The sequence below is a fragment of the Burkholderia sp. 9775_39 genome (assembly GCF_015712225.1).
Taxonomy (GTDB): Bacteria; Pseudomonadota; Gammaproteobacteria; order Burkholderiales; family Burkholderiaceae; genus Burkholderia; species Burkholderia cenocepacia.
In genome coordinates, this window is the sequence record NZ_JACCQC010000019.1 from 53,543 (window position 1) to 70,078 (window position 16,536).

General features: G+C 69.3%; 14 protein-coding genes. 9 read left to right on the forward strand and 5 right to left on the reverse strand.

Translation table 11 applies throughout. From position 1 onward, the window contains the following. Positions 1-293: 293 nt before the first annotated feature. Positions 294-1,865 carry a hypothetical protein gene (locus H0X90_RS24105; RefSeq protein ID WP_048985454.1) on the forward strand — a complete coding sequence of 524 codons (1,572 nt, stop codon included), beginning with the start codon at positions 294-296 and terminating at the stop codon, positions 1,863-1,865. A gap of 83 nt (positions 1,866-1,948) precedes the next feature. On the opposite strand, the gene H0X90_RS24110 is transcribed toward H0X90_RS24105, so the two are convergent. Continuing rightward, entirely contained in the window at positions 1,949-2,968 is a 1,020-nt protein-coding gene (locus tag H0X90_RS24110; RefSeq protein ID WP_077189127.1) for a DNA-binding protein, read from the reverse strand. Between the two features lie 289 nt (positions 2,969-3,257). Here H0X90_RS24110 and H0X90_RS24115 point away from each other — a divergent pair, with 289 nt between their 5' ends. The 4 genes from H0X90_RS24115 to H0X90_RS24130 all read left to right on the forward strand — a co-directional run bounded on the left by H0X90_RS24115 (position 3,258) and on the right by H0X90_RS24130 (position 7,496). Continuing rightward, entirely contained in the window at positions 3,258-4,715 is a 1,458-nt protein-coding gene (locus tag H0X90_RS24115; RefSeq protein WP_060266092.1) for a HAMP domain-containing protein, read from the forward strand. Then, positions 4,712-5,359, forward strand: a complete 648-nt coding sequence (locus H0X90_RS24120; protein WP_006490644.1) for a response regulator transcription factor — start codon at positions 4,712-4,714, stop codon at positions 5,357-5,359. Before H0X90_RS24115 ends, H0X90_RS24120 begins: the two co-directional genes overlap by 4 nt. 170 nt (positions 5,360-5,529) lie before the next feature. Then, the gene (locus H0X90_RS24125) at positions 5,530-5,901 is read left to right on the forward strand and encodes a DUF4156 domain-containing protein (RefSeq protein WP_034202340.1); all 372 of its coding nucleotides are present in this window, start codon (positions 5,530-5,532) and stop codon (positions 5,899-5,901) included. Positions 5,902-5,903: 2 nt separating this feature from the next. Then, positions 5,904-7,496, forward strand: coding sequence for a S41 family peptidase (locus tag H0X90_RS24130; protein ID WP_012493336.1), 1,593 nt, complete (start codon positions 5,904-5,906; stop codon positions 7,494-7,496). On the opposite strand, the gene H0X90_RS24135 is transcribed toward H0X90_RS24130, so the two are convergent. Together H0X90_RS24135 and H0X90_RS24140 are read right to left on the reverse strand one after the other, a co-directional pair. Next, positions 7,471-8,400, reverse strand: coding sequence for an alpha/beta fold hydrolase (locus H0X90_RS24135; RefSeq protein ID WP_077189128.1), 930 nt, complete (start codon positions 8,398-8,400; stop codon positions 7,471-7,473). The genes H0X90_RS24130 and H0X90_RS24135 overlap by 26 nt on opposite strands. Positions 8,401-8,404: 4 nt before the next feature. Further along, positions 8,405-9,001 carry a hypothetical protein gene (locus H0X90_RS24140; RefSeq protein WP_006490642.1) on the reverse strand — a complete coding sequence of 199 codons (597 nt, stop codon included), beginning with the start codon at positions 8,999-9,001 and terminating at the stop codon, positions 8,405-8,407. A 406-nt stretch (positions 9,002-9,407) separates the two neighbouring features. Between H0X90_RS24140 and H0X90_RS24145 the strand changes: the two genes are divergently transcribed. Continuing rightward, the gene (locus H0X90_RS24145) at positions 9,408-10,073 is read left to right on the forward strand and encodes a cation diffusion facilitator family transporter (protein WP_034202343.1); all 666 of its coding nucleotides are present in this window, start codon (positions 9,408-9,410) and stop codon (positions 10,071-10,073) included. A gap of 195 nt (positions 10,074-10,268) precedes the next feature. Here H0X90_RS24145 and H0X90_RS24150 read toward each other — a convergent pair whose 3' ends face one another. Further along, positions 10,269-11,459 (reverse strand): LuxR family transcriptional regulator, encoded by a 1,191-nt coding sequence (locus tag H0X90_RS24150; RefSeq protein WP_012493335.1) that lies wholly within the window; start codon positions 11,457-11,459, stop codon positions 10,269-10,271. Positions 11,460-11,741: 282 nt separating this feature from the next. Here H0X90_RS24150 and H0X90_RS24155 point away from each other — a divergent pair, with 282 nt between their 5' ends. From H0X90_RS24155 to H0X90_RS24165, 3 genes are all read left to right on the forward strand, one after another. After that, the gene (locus tag H0X90_RS24155) at positions 11,742-12,680 is read left to right on the forward strand and encodes an alpha/beta hydrolase (RefSeq protein ID WP_077189129.1); all 939 of its coding nucleotides are present in this window, start codon (positions 11,742-11,744) and stop codon (positions 12,678-12,680) included. After that, positions 12,677-13,801 (forward strand): bifunctional 3,4-dihydroxy-2-butanone-4-phosphate synthase/GTP cyclohydrolase II, encoded by a 1,125-nt coding sequence (gene ribBA / locus H0X90_RS24160; protein ID WP_077189130.1) that lies wholly within the window; start codon positions 12,677-12,679, stop codon positions 13,799-13,801. The genes H0X90_RS24155 and ribBA overlap by 4 nt, the downstream gene beginning before the upstream one ends. 201 nt (positions 13,802-14,002) lie before the next feature. Then, positions 14,003-15,238, forward strand: a complete 1,236-nt coding sequence (locus H0X90_RS24165; protein ID WP_060212418.1) for an NADH:flavin oxidoreductase — start codon at positions 14,003-14,005, stop codon at positions 15,236-15,238. A 4-nt stretch (positions 15,239-15,242) separates the two neighbouring features. Here the strand turns inward: H0X90_RS24165 and H0X90_RS24170 are convergent, their stop codons facing one another. Further along, positions 15,243-16,370, reverse strand: a complete 1,128-nt coding sequence (locus tag H0X90_RS24170) for a 4-hydroxyphenylpyruvate dioxygenase family protein (RefSeq protein WP_006494863.1) — start codon at positions 16,368-16,370, stop codon at positions 15,243-15,245. Positions 16,371-16,536: the final 166 nt, after the last annotated feature.

Below are 16,536 nucleotides of genomic sequence, written 5' to 3' on the forward strand. Positions count from 1 at the left end.
GTAGCAACGATTAGACCGGTCGTCTAGTAACGTCGAACCGGCATGTTGAGCGGCACTTTACCCGATCCCCGTCGCGCACCCAATGCCTGGCCGGCGCTCCCCTCGCCCGCCCGGGCCGTCCGCGCGCGGCGCGTCACATCGGCGACTCGGTTTCGTCGCAGGCATTTCATCGATCTCCCGCATAAATACGCGCGGCGCATGTGCCGGCGACCGCGAGGACGCAGCCGGCATTGCACACGTGTGCAATGCGCCGGACCGTTACCGCCTCTCGAACCCGTGACCAGGAACGCCCCATGACCGCTTCGAAACCCGTCCGCCCGACCGCGCCGAACCGCCGGCGCTTCATCCAGCGCGGCGCCGCGCTGACTCTGTCGCCGCTCGTCGGCTCGCTGGCTGCCTGCGGCGGCGACGGCAGCCCGGCCGCCGCGTCGTCGTTCGCCGCCACCGGCGCCGCCGATACGTCCGCCCGCAGCTACGGCATCGGCGATCGCTCGATCACGATCAACGTCGTCAACGCGATTCCGTCGACCACGCTCGCGTTCGGCAATGCGGCGAGCCAGAGCGGCTCGACGCCGCAGGCGTCGCAAAGTTTGATCGCGACCGGGCAATCGACCGCCGTCAGCGCGTCGAACAGCTGGGGCGATTGCACGGGATCGTTCAGCCTCGCCGGCGGCGACGCATCGTTCGCGATCGCGTACACGCATCCGTTCGGGTCGCAGCCGACCACCGTCAGCGTCACGCCGTCGGCCGGCTACGTGTCGGGCGCCGACGCCGCGACGTTTCCCGGCCACGACTCGGTCGCGAATCTCAACCTGTATCGCGGCGTCGCGACCGCGAACGGCGCATGGGTCGTCCCGCTCGCGCAACTCGCGACGCCGCCGGCCAACAACTGCCAGGATTTCGCGAACAGCATGTTCGGCAGCAACGTGCGCACGGCCGCGGCGATCCGGTCCGCGTATCAGGGCACGGGCTCGCTCGGCTACGTGCCGCCCGCCGACTTCACCGGCGGCCAGCTCGCGGGCTTCGTCGCGCAATGGGTGCGACGCTGGCAGGACGGCGCGTCGTACACCGTGCTGCCCGGCGCCGATGCGCAATTGATCGATGCGCTGAAGCAGTACGTGTCGAGCGCGTCGAACGCGGGCCCGCTGACGATGTGGGTGCCGCAGATCGCGTGGCAGGCCGGCTCCGACCCGGCGGTTTTCTCGCTGACCGGCTATCGCGCGTTCCCGTTCGTCGACGCGCAAGGCAACTGGAACGCGGCCACGCTGTCCGCGTTCCTGACGCTGCTGGCGGCCGGTTCGCACCTCGTCGCGATCAGCGCGACCAGCGACCTGCCGGCGGGCGTCACGATGCAGGCCTTCGACAGTTTCATGGGGGCGAGCGGGCTGGCGACGTCGACGGATATCGGCAATTCGCACTACGCATCGGTCGTGAACACGACGGGCCGCTATTACCTGAGCGTCGGCAACGATTTCGCGCCGGCGAATTGCGGGCTGATCCTGTCGTTTCTGTACGGGCGCACGGTGAACAACCTGCTCGCGGGCGCCGGCACGTACAACACGTTCATCCAGCTCGAAGGCTGGCAGGCCGGCGGCTCGCGCCACAACGCCGACTACGCGACGTATCAGCAGACGTTGTGGAACATCTCGACGTACGGCGCATCCGCGTACAGCGAGAAGCGCGCGACGTCGATCTTCCTTGCGCCCGCCGGCTGGACGCCGCAGGTCTATCAGACGACGCGGATGATGCCGTACGTCGGCGCGTATGCGCAGTCGAACGGCACGCCGCAAGGCTGGCTGAACACGTCGCTCGTGACGATTCCGGCGGACGCGCCGCCGCTGCCGTCGCGGTATGTGGGGAGTTGAGCGGGGCGCAGCGGCCGGCGGTCGGTCGGGCCGGCCGCTCGCGCCACGTCGCTTCGCGCATGCGGCGCCGATCGGACCTGCAGTCAGCGCGGCGCTTCGTCGGCGCGCTTTCTCATGCGTGCCCGCCGCTCGCTCCGTTCGGCGGCCGGGACGGCCTTGACGCCGCGCAACGGCGGCCGGCGCACGAGCGCCGCCATCTCGCGCCTCAGCGCGTCGAGCTCGTTGCTGCGCGCCGCATCGGTCGCCAGGGCGCCGTCGAGCTGCCCCTGAAGCACGCCGCAGCGATGCAACGCGTCGCCGAGTTGCGCCTGTAGCGCGGCCATGTCCTTCCGCTGCTGCGCATCGCGCTGTTCCGCGCGCGATGTCGCTGCGTCGAGTTCCTTTTGCAATCGTGCGGCCGCGAGCCGCTCGCGATCGATTTCCTGAAGCGCCCGCTTCTCCGATGCGCGCAGGCGTGCCTCGGCGCGGCCCGCGTCGTCGCGCAACCGGTCGAGCTGGGTGGTGAAATCCGCGCAGGCTTCGGCGAGTGCGCGATCGGCCTCCGCGTTGTCGGCTGTCAGGCGTTCGATATCCGCTTGCAGCGCTTGCCGCGATGCATCGTCCGCCGCCCTCGCCTGCTCCAGTTCCTGAATGCGGACCTGCGCGGCCAGCAGCGCGGTCGTGCGTTGCTCCAGCGCGGTTTCGGTGCGGGCCAGTTCGGCCTGCAACGTCGCGACTTCCGCTTGCGCCGCGGCCCGCTGGGCTTCGACTTCCGCGCGCAGCGAGTCGAGTGCGGCGGCCGCGTCGGTACTCGACCGGTTCCACAGCGCCGCGACCAGTTCGCCTGCCGCGGCCTGCAGATCGGCCGGCAGGTCCGGGTGCTCGATGCGCACGCGGCTCTTTTCCCGCAGCTCGGCCCAGAACTCGGCCAGGACGGCCGTCGGCGTGCTCATGCTGCCCTTGCGGACGAGCTGGTACAGGCGGTTCGCCGTCGGCGTGATGCCGAAGCGGAAGAACAGCAACGCGCAGGCTTCGCGGTACAGCTCGCGGGTTTTCGGGAAGTCGGCCTTGAGGCGCTCGATTTCGGCGGTCAGGCGGGGTTCGTCGGCGGCGAGATCGGACATGGCGGGGTTTCGTCGGGAATTTTATAAATAATATAACGTAAACCGTTAGATATCCAATCATTCGCCAATTAAGTTTTGACATTATTTCTATAATGTCGAGTGCGATGGTTCATGGCCTCGCATGTGCCATCGCGGGAGCTGTTGGCCGCCTCGTCTTCACCCCAACGTGGTTGCCCGGCAAAAACGCCGCTGCAACCGCCGCGAAAAAACGTCAACATGGCGCGATTGAAAGCTGGCCGCCCTGCTTTGCCGGGGCAACGGTAAAAGACAGAAGAACGAGGAGCCCGCGTTGCGCACATTCCGGATCGGCTTTCGCGGCTTGTTCGTCAAGCTCGTACCGACGTTCATCGTCGTGGGGTTCGTCGCGATGGTGCTGTCGTCGGTGCTGACGAGCGTGTTGTGGCGCACGCATGCCGAAAGCGACATTCGCCGTTTTCTCGGCAATCTCGATCGCCCTGCACTGGCCGCCGCGACCGGCGCCGTCGACTTGCGCGACCCGGTCGCCTGCCGCGCCGCGGCCGACGCGATGTTCTGGCAGATCGCACGAATCGGCGCGCGCGACGTGATGGATTTCGCGCCGATGATGGGCTTCTTCGGCGCCGGCCGGCTGCAGGTGCGCATCGCGCAGCCGGATGGCGCGGGATGCGAAACGTCGCCGGCCGCGTCGCCGCTGCTGTCCGATGCGTTCGCGGCGACACCGGCCGACCCGGCCGCGCCCGACACGATGCTGCATCGTGACGGCGACTGGGCCATCGTCACGCGCATCGCGCTGGCCGGCGGCGCGATCGCGCGGATCGGCGTCCATTACTGGCCGGGCTGGCAACTCCACTACGAGATCGCGGACGACGCCTCGGCCTACGACCTGATCCGCACCGTGCTGTATCTCGGTGCGATGGGCGCGAGCTTCGCGGGCTTGCTCGTCTGGTTGCTGGTGCGGCGCGTGCGGCGGATGACGGCGGCGGCCGACCGCTGGGCGGCCGGCGACCTGTCGGCGCGGATCGCCGATGCGTCGCGCGACGAACTCGGCGCGCTGGCCGCGCATTTCAACCGGATGGCCGATGCGCTCGCGCGGGCGTTCGGCATGCAGAAGGCGCTCGCGGTATCGGTCGAGCGCACGCGCATCGCCCGCGACCTGCACGACACCGCGAAGCAGCGCAGCTTCGTGCTCGGCCTCAAGCTGACCGAGCTGGAATACGAGGCGCAGCGTCATCCCGACCTGTTGCCGACCGTCGGCGCGGCGCGGCGTCTGGCCGATCACCTGCAGCAGGATCTCGACAACGTGGTGACCGGCTTCAGCCTGCCCGCGATTGCCGAGGACGGCCTGCGTGCGGCCGTTTCGCACGCGGTGCGCGACTTGCTGGCCGGCTCGGGCATCGCGTGGTCGCTCGACCTGCCGGATGCCGCGGCGTGCACGCTCGATGCCGATCCGGCGGCCGCGCACGAGTTGCTGATGATCACGCACGAGGCGGTCGCGAATGCGCTGCGCCATAGCGGCTGTCGCCGCATCGACATCGCGTGCGAACCGGGCGACGCGGGTCACGCATCGGCCGCCCGTCCGCCGGCACACTGGCGATGGAGCGTGCGCGACGACGGCGCCGGTTTCGACCCGGCCGCCGTGCCCGTCGGCATGGGGCTCGGCAATTTGCGCTGGCGCGCGGACGCGCTGCCCGGCGGCAGGCTCGACATCGTGTCGGGCGCGGACGGCACGCGCGTGACCGTCCATTTCAATCCGATGGAGACCACATGACCACCATCCTCGTTGCCGACGATCACGCGGTCGTGCGCGAAGGCATCCGTGGCCTGTTGCGGCTCGATGCGTCGTTCGAGATCGTCGCGGAAACGGACGACGGCGCGTCCACGGTCGAGCAGGTACGCGTGCATCGTCCCGACGTGCTGTTGCTCGACCTGATGATGCCCGGCATGGGCCACGCCGGCGTGCCGGCGGTGATTCGTGCGATTCGGGCGGCCAGCGGCGACACGCACATCATGGTGCTGACGTCGTCCGACGACGATGCGCTGGCACTGGCCGCGATCGACGCCGGCGCCGATTCGTTCCTGCTGAAATCGATGCGCGGCGAGCGTTTGCTGCAAGCGATCCATGCGGCCGTCCACGGCGAACCGACGCTGCACCCCGGCATCGCGCAGCGCATGATCGGTGCGTTGCGCAAGCCGCCGCGCAACCCGTTCGCCGCATTGACCGCGCGCGAGCTCGAAGTGCTGCGCTGCCTGGCCGAGGGCGGCAGCAACGCGCGCATCGCCGCGACGCTCGGCATCACGGAAAAGACGGTCAAGACGCATCTCGGCAACGTGATGTCGAAACTGCATCTGTCCGACCGCACGCAGGCCGTCGCGCTCGCGTGGCGCGAAGGATTGATGGCGCCGAAAACCTGACGTCGCCGGGCGGCCAGTGCCGGCCGCGCGTCGACCGCGCTTCCCCGTATCTACGACTTTCGTCGGATCCTTTCCGTCGCCAGCGCGCGACCTTCGCCCGATGCGCGGCGCGGCCGGCGTCCCTAAAGTGGCGCTGTCGCGCGATTCCGCGCATTCGTTACGGCGAAAACATGAGACCTGCCTGGCTGTTGTGCCTTCCCGTCGCGCTGGCGGCATGCGCGCCGCTCGAACCTTCCGCCGCGGGGCGCGACGTGCGCATCGTCACGAGCGACCCCGGCGGCACCTGCCGCCACCTCGGCGACGTGACCGGCAGCCGCGGCAACTTCCTGATCGGCGGCTTCATCCCCGATGCGACGCTCGAAACCGGGGCGCGCAACGACCTGAAGACCCGCGCGGCCGCGCTCGGCGGCAACGTCGTGGTGCTGCTCACGCAGCGCGGCGTGCAAAGCGGCAGTTTCGACGGTACCGACGGCGGCTACCTGCGGCAGACCGGCGTCACGCTGACCGGCAGCGTGTATCGCTGCCCGGGCGCCGGGGCGTGACGATGCGTGCCTTCGCCACCCTGATATGGAGCCTCGGTATCTCCGGCTGGCTGCCCGGCTGCGGCGGCGACGGCAACGAGCCCGTCGTGCCGGGCGGGCTGCCGTCCGCGCCGCCCGAGATGCTGCGCGCCGCGTGGCAGGACGGCGCGTTCGTGCCGCAGACACACGGTATCTGGGCGCTTGCCGGCACCGGCGCGATCGCCGAGATCGGGCCGCACGGCGCGGTCATCTACAACACGACGCGCACCGGCAACCTGTGCTGGCGCGATCCCGCGTATAACGCGAGCACGGCGGCCGTCTCCGGCCTGATCGGGATGTATGCACGCTGGCGCGGCGGCATGGTCTTCACCGACTCGCCGGACGGCATGCAGCTGCATGCGCGCCCGCTGGCTGCGCTGCCCGACGCGTGTCGCATGACGGGCAACGGCGCGCCGTCGCCGCTCGCGACGTATGACGCGGTCGCCGCCCTGCTGCTCGACTTCCATTCGTTCGCGGCCGACTACGGCATCGACTGGGCCGCGCGTATCGCGCGACTGCGCCCGCAGGCCGCCGCCGCCGGCAGCGACGCGGCGCTCGGGCCCGTGCTCGATGCGCTGCTCGGCGCACCGGTCGATGCGCATACCAGCATCAGCGACGAAAACGATTCGTTCACGCTCGGCTGGCGCGACGAAAACGCGCCGCAGCAGACCTTCCGCCGGTTGCGGCATGCGTGGATGCAAGAGGCACCCGCTACGTCGTTTCCGGCCTGGCTCGGTGTGTGGCACGCGCGGCAAACGCAGGCGCGGCTCGGCCTCCTGCGCGCCGATGCGCGCGGCATCGAATTCGACGGCAGCCTGGTCTGGGGCGTGCTCGACGGCAATATTGGCTATCTCGCGATCGACCGGATGGGCGGCTTTGCGGGCGGCCCGATCGCCGACATCGAGCAGGACCGGGCCCGGCTCGCCGCCACGCTCGATGTCGTGCTCCAGCGGCTCGGGCAGACGCATGCGCTCGTGCTCGACCTCGCGTTCAACCAGGGCGGCGCGGCGCAGATCGCGCACGACATCGCCGCGCGCTTCGCCGACCGCAAGCGGCTCGCCTATACGCGTGCGCTCCCGCAGGCGGCCGGCATCGCGCCGCAGCGATTCCATGTCGAACCGGGCGGCGCCGTGCGCTATGCGAAGCCCGTCGTCGTGCTGACGAGCGACGTGACCGTCAGCGCCGGCGAATACCTGACGCTGATGATGCGCACGCTGCCGCACGCGATCCAGGCCGGCCAGACCACGCAGGGTGCGCTGTCCGGCGGCTTCGGCAAAGGGTTGCCGAACGGCTGGATGATGGGCATCGCGAATCATGTGACGCGCGATGCAGCCGGCGTGTCATACGAAGCACGCGGAATCCGGCCCGACGCGGAATTCGACGTGATTCCGGACGATGCGTCGGACTCGGGTTACGGCCGCGCCGTGTTGCGCGCCGCGGCGCTTGCCGGCGAAGCCGCGCTGTCGCACCGGACCCGGCGCACCATGCGCGACCGACCCAACCACCGCGCGCGAGGGCGGCCCGAAGCGCGACGCATCACGGCGCGGGCCTTTAACGGCCCGACGCGGCTTCCCTGAAGAAATCGAGCAACTGGCGTGTCAGGAAGGCCGGATTCTCGTCCGACAGCCAATGGCCCGTATTCGGCGCAACGGCTCCGCGAACGTCCAGCGCCAGCTCCCTCGCCATGTCGAGTTCCTTGGCGCCGTTGCTCTTGTCGCCCGCGAGCGCCAGCACCGGCATCGGGAGCTTGTGCTTCATGAACGCCTTGAACCGCGTCTCGTCCTGCGGAAACGCGCGATAGAGTTCGAACCCGGCGCGTAGCGCGCCCGGCGCCGCGTAAGCGTCGGCGTAGACGGCGATATCGTCGTTCGACAGCGCGACGTGGGTTCGCTTCTTGTAGAAATCGAGGATGTACGCGCGCTCCTTGCCCGCAATCAGCATTTCCGCGATATCGCGCTGCTGATGCAAGCCGAAATGCCAGATCTGCGGATCGGCGCTGGCCTTCGCTTCGTCCCAGATACGCGTGCCCGGCACCGGAACGTCGAGCATCGCAAGTTTCACGATCTCGGTCGGCCATTGCGCGGCGTACGCATAGGCCACCATCAGGCCGATGTCGCGGCCGACGAGGTGGATGCGCGTCGCGCCGAGCTGGTGAACGAGGGCGCGGATGTCACCCGCCATCGACGCCTTGTCGTAGCCGCCGAGCGGCTTGTCGGATTCGCCCGCGCCGCGGTAATCGACCGCGACGACCCGATACCCGTCTTCGGCGAGTGCCGGCATCACGTGACGCCACGTGTACCAGGTTTGCGGCCAGCCGTGCAGCAGGACCACCATCTCGCCGTCGTCCGGGCCGCCGGTCACGTAATGGAGTCGGACGTCGTCGAGCTGCGCATAGCGTCGGCTGAAGCGCCGCTCGAAACCGGCCGGCAGGCCCGGCGCCGGCATCCCTGGCATCGATTGTTCGGATCGTTCGTTCTGCATGGCGTCATCCGTTGCTGTGTCGGTCGCCCAGCCTGTCGACCTGCTTCACGCCCCGGAGCAGCCATGGCCGAAGTTGCCTCGTGAGGAGCGGCATGATGATCCAGGTCAGCGATGCGGTCAGCAGCGCGGAGCTGAGCGCGAGTTGGACAGGACGCTCCGACGCTGGCAGGAGCGCGTTCAGTAGGTACGTGATCGACAGCAGGGCCGGATAAACGGCCAGCCACGTCACGAGAAACGTTTTCCACTTCGGTGTAGCGGGCTTGCCGGCGATCGCGAACCACGCATCCATGCCGACCGCGGCATCGCGATGCTCGTCCGATATCGTGTCGCCCTTCGCCACCAGCTTTCGTCGCTCCGCGGAGGCCTCCCACGCATGCAGGTGCGCCGGCGAGTCGAACCGATAAATCAGGTAGTTGATGCCGCTGGAATCGCTCAGGCGAACGTTTCCGAGGTGCCCCGGGTAACGCCGCGCCGCCGCGTCGATCTCGCGCGCCCAGCGATCGAATTGCCTTTCCCGTCCCGGATGAACGACGCGACCGACGACGATCGTGCTGGACTCACGCATCGTGTCGGGTGGGTGAAGGTGCTGGCTGTCGTGCATTGAGGCGCTCACGGGAGTGGGCGGTGAATTTCGTCGCCCGGCAACTGCCGGTGGCGGCCGGGAAAACCTCGGATACGCGGTCCGGGCGAACCTGCCGGGCTGTCGCGAAAGCAAACCGCGATCCCGCTCGCAAGCCGGCCGCGTCACTCATTGCGCTTCGGCGCTCCATCGGGCGGCCTGCGGCGACGGCGCGGCAGCGTCATCCGATGCCAGCGAATCCGCTACCAAATGAACGTGCGCTGTAATTTTTTCAGCGCGATCGAAAGCGGTGAGCGCGACGGGTGACCGGTCAGCGGATCGCCATGCGCCGAATCCTCGCGCCGCGCCTTCGTTTCGTCTGTCATTCGCGTGCCACCGTAGGCCGGTAACGTTCGAAGCCGTCCCCGATTCCGACAAGCGATCCGCCATGCAGCGCCCGTCGCGCGCCACGCCCCACGTCTACGCAGCCACGTCCCGCGCCCTCGTCGTCAGCCTCGCGATCAACCTGCTGCTGCTCGCCGTCGAGACGGCGGCGGCATGGTCCGCGCATTCGTCAGGGCTGCTCGCGGACGTCGCGCATGCGGCGATCGACCTTGCGGCCGATGCGCTGATCCTCGTCGCCTGCCGGCTCGACGCGCGCCTGCCGCCGCAGCGTCGCCCGACCTACGAGCCCCTCGCGCTCGCGGGCCTCGGCGCGTTGCTGGCCATCACCGGCGCGCAAATGATCTGGCATGCGCTGACCCGGTTCGATACGCCGCCGGTCGTGCAGCCGGGCGCGACCGCGCTCGCGCTGGTTGCGGTCACGCTCGCGGGCAAGGCCGTGCTGTCCTGCTGGATGCTGCGCAAGGCGCGCGAGACCGGTTCCGCGCTGCTCGAGGCGAGTGGCTGGCACGTGCGGACCGATGCGCTGTCGTCGTTGCTCGCGGCGCTCGCGATGAGTGCGGCGCTGATTGGCTTCGGCCGCCTGGACGACTTGGCCGCGCTCGCGATCGGCGCGCTCGTGATCCGCACCGGCGTCGCCTTCATCCGGCGCGGCTGCGCGCAGTGGCCGGCATGGGCCGATTGGGCGAATCGCTCGACGCGCGGGTCGTGAACTCGGGTAGCCGCACGACCCATCGCCCAATCGATACGCATGAGCGACGGCACGGGACGCAAAAGAGGCTCGCGCGGTGCGAGCCTCTTTTGCGTCAAGTCGCCATCGTCGCGACGCCGGTGAAGTATCGATCGATGCCGATGTATTGCCGGGCGAACGCATCCGTTGCCGCTTGGTCGGCATCGACTACACCATTCACCCGAGCGGCACGACACTCCCGAGCAGAATCCGCACCAGCGTCGCCTGACGCGTGACGCCCGTCTTCGAGAAAATCGCGCGCAGGTGCGTACGCGCGGTGTTCTTGCTGATTCCCGATTCGTCCGCGGCTTCCTCGAGCGTCAGCCCGTTGGTGAGCAGCAGCGCGAGCGATGTCTCGGCCGGCGTCAGGTCGAACAGCTTGCGGATGATTTCCTGCGCGCCCTGCGGCTTGCGATCGGGATCGCGCAGGAACAGCGTGACGGCCGGCCGGCGCCGGTTGTCCTCCGACCAGTCGGACAGCAGCACCGTGCGCACCAGCAGCCCGAGGCGCGGCTTGTCGAAGCTGCGCGTGATCGGCATCGCCTCGACGGTTGCCGCGGCTGTGCCGTGATGCCCCATCACCGCATGGCGGATCAGCCGCTTCAGCGTGCGGTTCTCCTGCGCGTCGGTCGCCTCGATCGTGCCGCGCGCGATCGTCAGCCCGTTGTTCTGCTTGAGGATCTCGTCGGCGACGCTGTTCATGTCGATGATCGTGCCGTTCTCGTCGAGCGCGATCGTGCCGACCTGCATGCGGTCGATCGCGTTCGCGTAGATCGAGCGCTCGACCTCCGCCGAATCGAGCCGCGAATGCAGTTCCACCGCGCGCTTCAGGTGCGGCAGCAGCAGCGCGCAGACCGCCTTGTCGCGCGCGGAGAACTGCTTCGACGCATGGTTGCGGCACACGCGGAACCGGCACTCGACGCCCGACGGCGTGCGCAGGTCCGCGCCGAGGATATAGCGCACGTCCTGCGGCTTCAGGAACTGCTTGTACAGCTCGCTCGACAGCCAGCCCGTGTCGCCGAACACGTCGTCGACCGTGACGACGCGATCGGCCGGCAGGCCGACGAACGGGTCGAGCGAATAGTAGTAGTTGTTGTACGACGCCTCGCCGTCGCCCGGAACGACCGGGCCGAATTCCGAGGCGTGCACGGACAGCGGCGCGCGGCGATCGCTCGCGGCCGCGCGCAGGATCAGCGTCACGTAGTTCGCGTGCAGCCAGCGACGGACGAGCTCGAGCGCGCCGGCCCACGGCGGCGTCTCCAGCGGACCCTGGTAGATCCGCGCCATCAGCTCGCTGAAATCCGCGACGCCGATGTCGGCCTCGTCACTGGTTGCCTGGCTCTCTTGCGGAGCCCATCTCGTCTCCATCAGCACGCTCCATCCTCCATACGACATGTTTGCGGTGCGACCGAGCCGCGCCGCCATGATTTAAGACGCGTCTAAATTCCGGCGTCATCGGGAGATTCACTGAATGGCGAGAATTGGCCATCCGGGCGGGCAAACCATCGTCCGATCGGATGATGTGGCGCCCTGCCCGCTGCGCTGGAATGCCCGTCAGGCCGTGCCGGCAAGCGCCCGGCGCGGACTCAGGGAAAACCGCGACACGGGTTTACCTGATTCAGACCGCATCCGATTCAGACAGGAGTTCCCATGCCGCTCGACCCCCAGGCGCAGGCGCTGCTCACCGCATTCGCCCAGGCCCCCGCGATCGATTTCGCGCAGCTCACCGTTCCCGCGTACCGCGCGAGCCTCGCCGCCGGCGGCGCGTTCGCGCCCGGCGATGCCGTCGCCGCCGAAGCGGACTGGCAAATCCCGGCAGCGGGCCGTCGATTGCCGGCGCGGCTGTATCGGCCCGCCGTCGACGGGCCGTTGCCGCTGACCGTGTTTTTCCACGGCGGCGGCTTCGTGTCGTGCGGCATCGACTCGCACGCGAACCTGTGCCGCAGCCTCGCGCATCGGGCGCGCACGCTCGTGCTGTCGGTCGACTACCGGCTCGCGCCCGAGGCGCGCTTCCCGGCCGCCGCGCACGATGCGTGCGACGCCGTGCGCTGGGCGGCGGCCAGTGCACGCGATCTCGGCGCACGCGCCGGCGCGGTGGCGGTCGCCGGCGACAGCGCGGGCGGCAATCTCGCGGCGGTCGCCGCGCTGCAGTTGCGCGGCTCGGGCATCGCCATCGCGCACCAGTTGCTGCTGTATCCGGTCGTCGATTGCGCGACCGAGCATCCGTCGTACGAATCGCTCGGCAACGGCTATTTCCTGACGGCCGACATGATGCGCTGGTTCAAGGGCCACTACTTCGACGACGGCGCCGATCGCGCGTCGCCGCTCGCGAGCCCGCTCGCTGCGCCGGATGTCGCGGGCGTCGCGCCGGCGACGATCGTCAGCGCCGAATTCGATCCGCTGCGCGACGAGGCCGAAGCGTATGCGCTGCGTCTCGCGCGGGCCGGCACGCCGGTGACGCTCGTGCGCTGGCCGGGCCAGTTGCACGGTTTCGCGAGCATGCTCGGCGCGGTCGACGCGGCCGAGCACGTGCTGACGTTCGGCGCCGACGCGCTGCGCCGCGCCTTCGACGCGACGGAGGCGTCATGACGCTCGCCGGCACGCTGGAGATCGTCGACGAGCTGCGCGCGGGCCGCATGGTCCTGCTCGTCGATGAAGAGGATCGCGAGAACGAAGGCGACCTGGTGATCGCCGCCGATCACGTGACACCCGACGCGATCAATTTCATGGCGCGCTTCGGGCGCGGGCTGATCTGCCTGACGCTGACCGCCGAACGCTGCGCGCAACTGCGGTTGCCGCCGATGGCCGACCACAACGGCACGCCGTTCGGCACCGCGTTCACCGTCAGCATCGAGGCGGCCGAAGGCGTGACGACCGGCATTTCGGCCGCCGATCGCGCGCATACGATCCGCGTGGCCGTGCGTTCGGGCGCACGCCCCGACGATCTCGTGCAGCCCGGCCATGTGTTTCCGATCGCCGCGCGGCCGGGCGGCGTGCTCGTGCGCGCCGGGCACACCGAGGCCGGTTGCGATCTCGCGGCGCTGGCCGGGCTCACGCCCGCGTCGGTGATCTGCGAGGTGATGAACGACGACGGCACGATGGCGCGGCTGCCGGAGCTGAAGGCGTTCGCTGCGCATCACGGGCTGAAGATCGGCACGATCGCCGACCTGATCCGTTACCGCCGCGAGCATGAGTCGCTCGTCGAACGCGTCGGCGAGCGACCGCTGCATACGCCGTGGGGACGGTTCCGTGCGATCGAGTATCGCGACGCCGTGCACGGCGCGCCGCATCTGGCGCTCGTGCGGGGCGAACCCGATCCGGCGACGCCCGTGCTGGCGCGCGTGCACGAATGCCATTCGCTGCTCGACCTGCTCGACGCGGAGCCCTCCGCGCATTCGTGGCCGCTGCACGCCGCGCTGCAGCGCATCGATGCGGCCGGCTGCGGCGTGGCGGTGCTGCTCGATTGCGACCTGCGTGGCGACGCGCCGCGGATGCCGACCGGTACGGCGCGCCGCGACGGACGCGTGACGGGGATCGGGTCGCAGATCCTGCGCGACGTCGGCGTGCGGCGGCTGAACGTGCTGTCGAGCCCGTTCCGGCTGCCGGCGTTGTCGGGGCACGACCTGGAGATCATGGCGTTCATTCCGCTCGGCGACGACGATCCGGAAGGCGCGCGGGCGATGCCGGCGAATTCATTGCGGGCGGCGTGAGGGTCGGCGCGGGTAGCCGGGGCGCGGCACGCTGCCGTTCGGTGCCGTGGAGGGGTGTTTCGTCGATGCCTGCCAGCCACCGTGCGTGCTCGACGGGATCGCGGCGGGCCGCCGCGCGGCACCGCGGCTCATCCACCCGGACGATGCGCGCCCGTCCCGCCGCCGCACAATGGTCGCCGTGCCCATCCTTTCGTCCGCCCCATGGAATCAGCTGACCTCACCACCGCGTTCAGCCCGCTGCAGATCGGCCCGTTGACGCTGCGCAACCGCCTGATCAAGTCCGCCACCAACGAAGGGATGACGCCGAACGGCGTGCCGTCGCGAGCGCTCGTCCGCTTTCACGAGCGCATCGCCGAGGGCGGCGCCGCGTTGACGACCGTCGCATACTGCGCGATCAGCGCCGACGGTCGCACGTTCGTCGATCAGGCCCGGCTCGACGCACCGACGGTCCGGCAATTCCGCGTGCTGACCGATGCCGTCCACCGTCACGGCGCGGCGGCCTCCGCGCAGATCACGCACGGCGGCTGCTTCACGTTCCTGCCGTCGCTGTCGACGAAACGGCCATTGAGCGCGTCGGGCGGCTTCAACAAGGTCGGCGTGATGAGCGGCCGCTTCCTGAAGCAGGCGATGACGCGCGAGCAGATGTCGGCGATCGCCGACGAGTTCGCGCAGGCGGCGCGGCATGCGCGCGACGCCGGCTTCGATGCGGTCGAGATTCACATGGGGCACGGCTATCTGCTGAGCCAGTTCCTGTCGCCGCTGTACAACCGCCGCCGCGACGCGTATGGCGGCGACGCCGCGCGTCGGGCGGCCTTTCCGGTCGACGTGCTGCGCCGCGTGCTCGACGCGGTGGGCCGCGATCTCGCCGTGGTCTGCAAGATCGGCGTGACGGAAGGCGTGCGTGGCGGCGGCACGGCCGACGACGCGTGCGAGATCGCGCGGCGGCTCGAAGCCGAAGGCGCGCACCTGCTCGTGCTGAGCGGCGGGATGAACGTCGAATCGGTATGGCAGTTGTTCGGCAGCCCGCTGCCGGGCGATGCGCGCGCGAATGCCGACAATGCGATCGTGCGGGCCGCGATGGCGCTGCAGACACTCACCGAGCCGAAGATGGGCGCGTTCCGGGAGATGTATTTCCTGGAGCATTCGAAGCAGGTGCGCGCGGCCGTCCGGATGCCGCTTGCCTACCTCGGCGGCGTGCGCTCGCGCGACAACGTCGCGCGGGCGATGCGCGAAGGGTTCGACGCGGTCGCGCTGGCACGGGCGCTCGTGTTCGAGCCGGGTTTCGTAAACGGGCTGCGCGACGGCCGGCTCGCGCAGTCGGGCTGTACGTCGTGCAACCGCTGTGTGGTGTCGATGTACACGCCCGGTGGCACCGCATGCGTGCTGCGCGAGCCGAACGACCCCGCGCCGAACCGCGTGCCGGCCGCCGGCGCCTGATCGTTCAGCCGGCGTCGCGCGCGCGGGCAAGCGCCGCGAGGTTGCCCTCGCCGAACCCGTGGTGCCCCTTGCGCTGCACGATCTCGAAGAAGATCTCGCCGGGGCGGCGCTTGACGAAGGTCTGGAAGAACAGCCTTGGCACACCGTCGCTGCCGATCTCGCCATCGACCAGCACCGCGCGGCGGCGCAGCGCATCGAGGTCGACGCCATGCGCCGGCAGCCGCGCGTCGACGTCGTCGTAATAGCGTGCGGGCGGCTCGATGAACTCGACGCCGTTCGCACGCAGCGCATCGACGCACGACAGGATGTCGTCGGTGGCCAGCGCGACGTGCTGCACGCCCTCGCCCGGATGATCGGGCAGGTACGCATGCATCAGCTCGGTGCGGCGCGTGCCTTCCTCGTAGACCGGAATCCGCACCGCGCCGCACGGCGACACCATCACGCGCGATTCCTCCGACACATGCCAGTGCGCGTCGATCTGATGGATCTCGCGAAAGTGCAGCAGGTCGTGGTAGAAATCCAGCCACTCCTGCATGCGGCCCGCGCCGACGGTTTGCGTGAAGTGATCGACCTGCTGCAGGCCGACGCCCGCGCAATCGAGATCGGTATGCGCGGTCGCGATGTCGATCGGCCGGAAATCGATGTCGAAGATCGAGATGTCGCCGACGCCGCCGCGCTGGCCGTCCCGCCCGCGCCAGCGGTCGACGAAATACAGGTGCGAATCGCCGATCCCCTGGATCGCCGGGATCTTCAGCTCGCCGACCCCGACCTTTTCGCCTTCGAACGCCCATGCGCCGAGCTGGATCGCGCGCTCGAACGCACGCCGGGCGTTCGCCACGCGCAACCCGATCGCGCAGACGCCCATTCCGTACTCCTCCGCATAGCGCGCGGCGAACGAATCGGGCTCGGCATTGATCAGGAAATGCATCTGCCCTTGCCGGTACAGCGTGACGTTCTTGCTGACGTGCCGCGCGATCGCCTTGAACCCGAATTGCTCGAAGCGTTGCGCGAGCGCTTCCGGCACGGGCGCCGCGAATTCGACGAATTCGAGGCCGGCCATCCCGAGCGGATTGGCGGCCGGATCGGCGACGGGCGGCGTATCGCTGGACAATGGGTGGGAATTGCCGGGCATTCCAGTCTCCGGGGGCATGCGGTCGATGGGGATTCGTGCCTGTCGCGTGCGGCATGCGCGGCCGAGGTGACGGCGGCGCATGCGCCCCGAACGGGCGAGTTGTCGATGCTGCAGATTTTAACCAGATCGTTCACGGCGGCACACCCCGGCCGAACGGGATATCGTC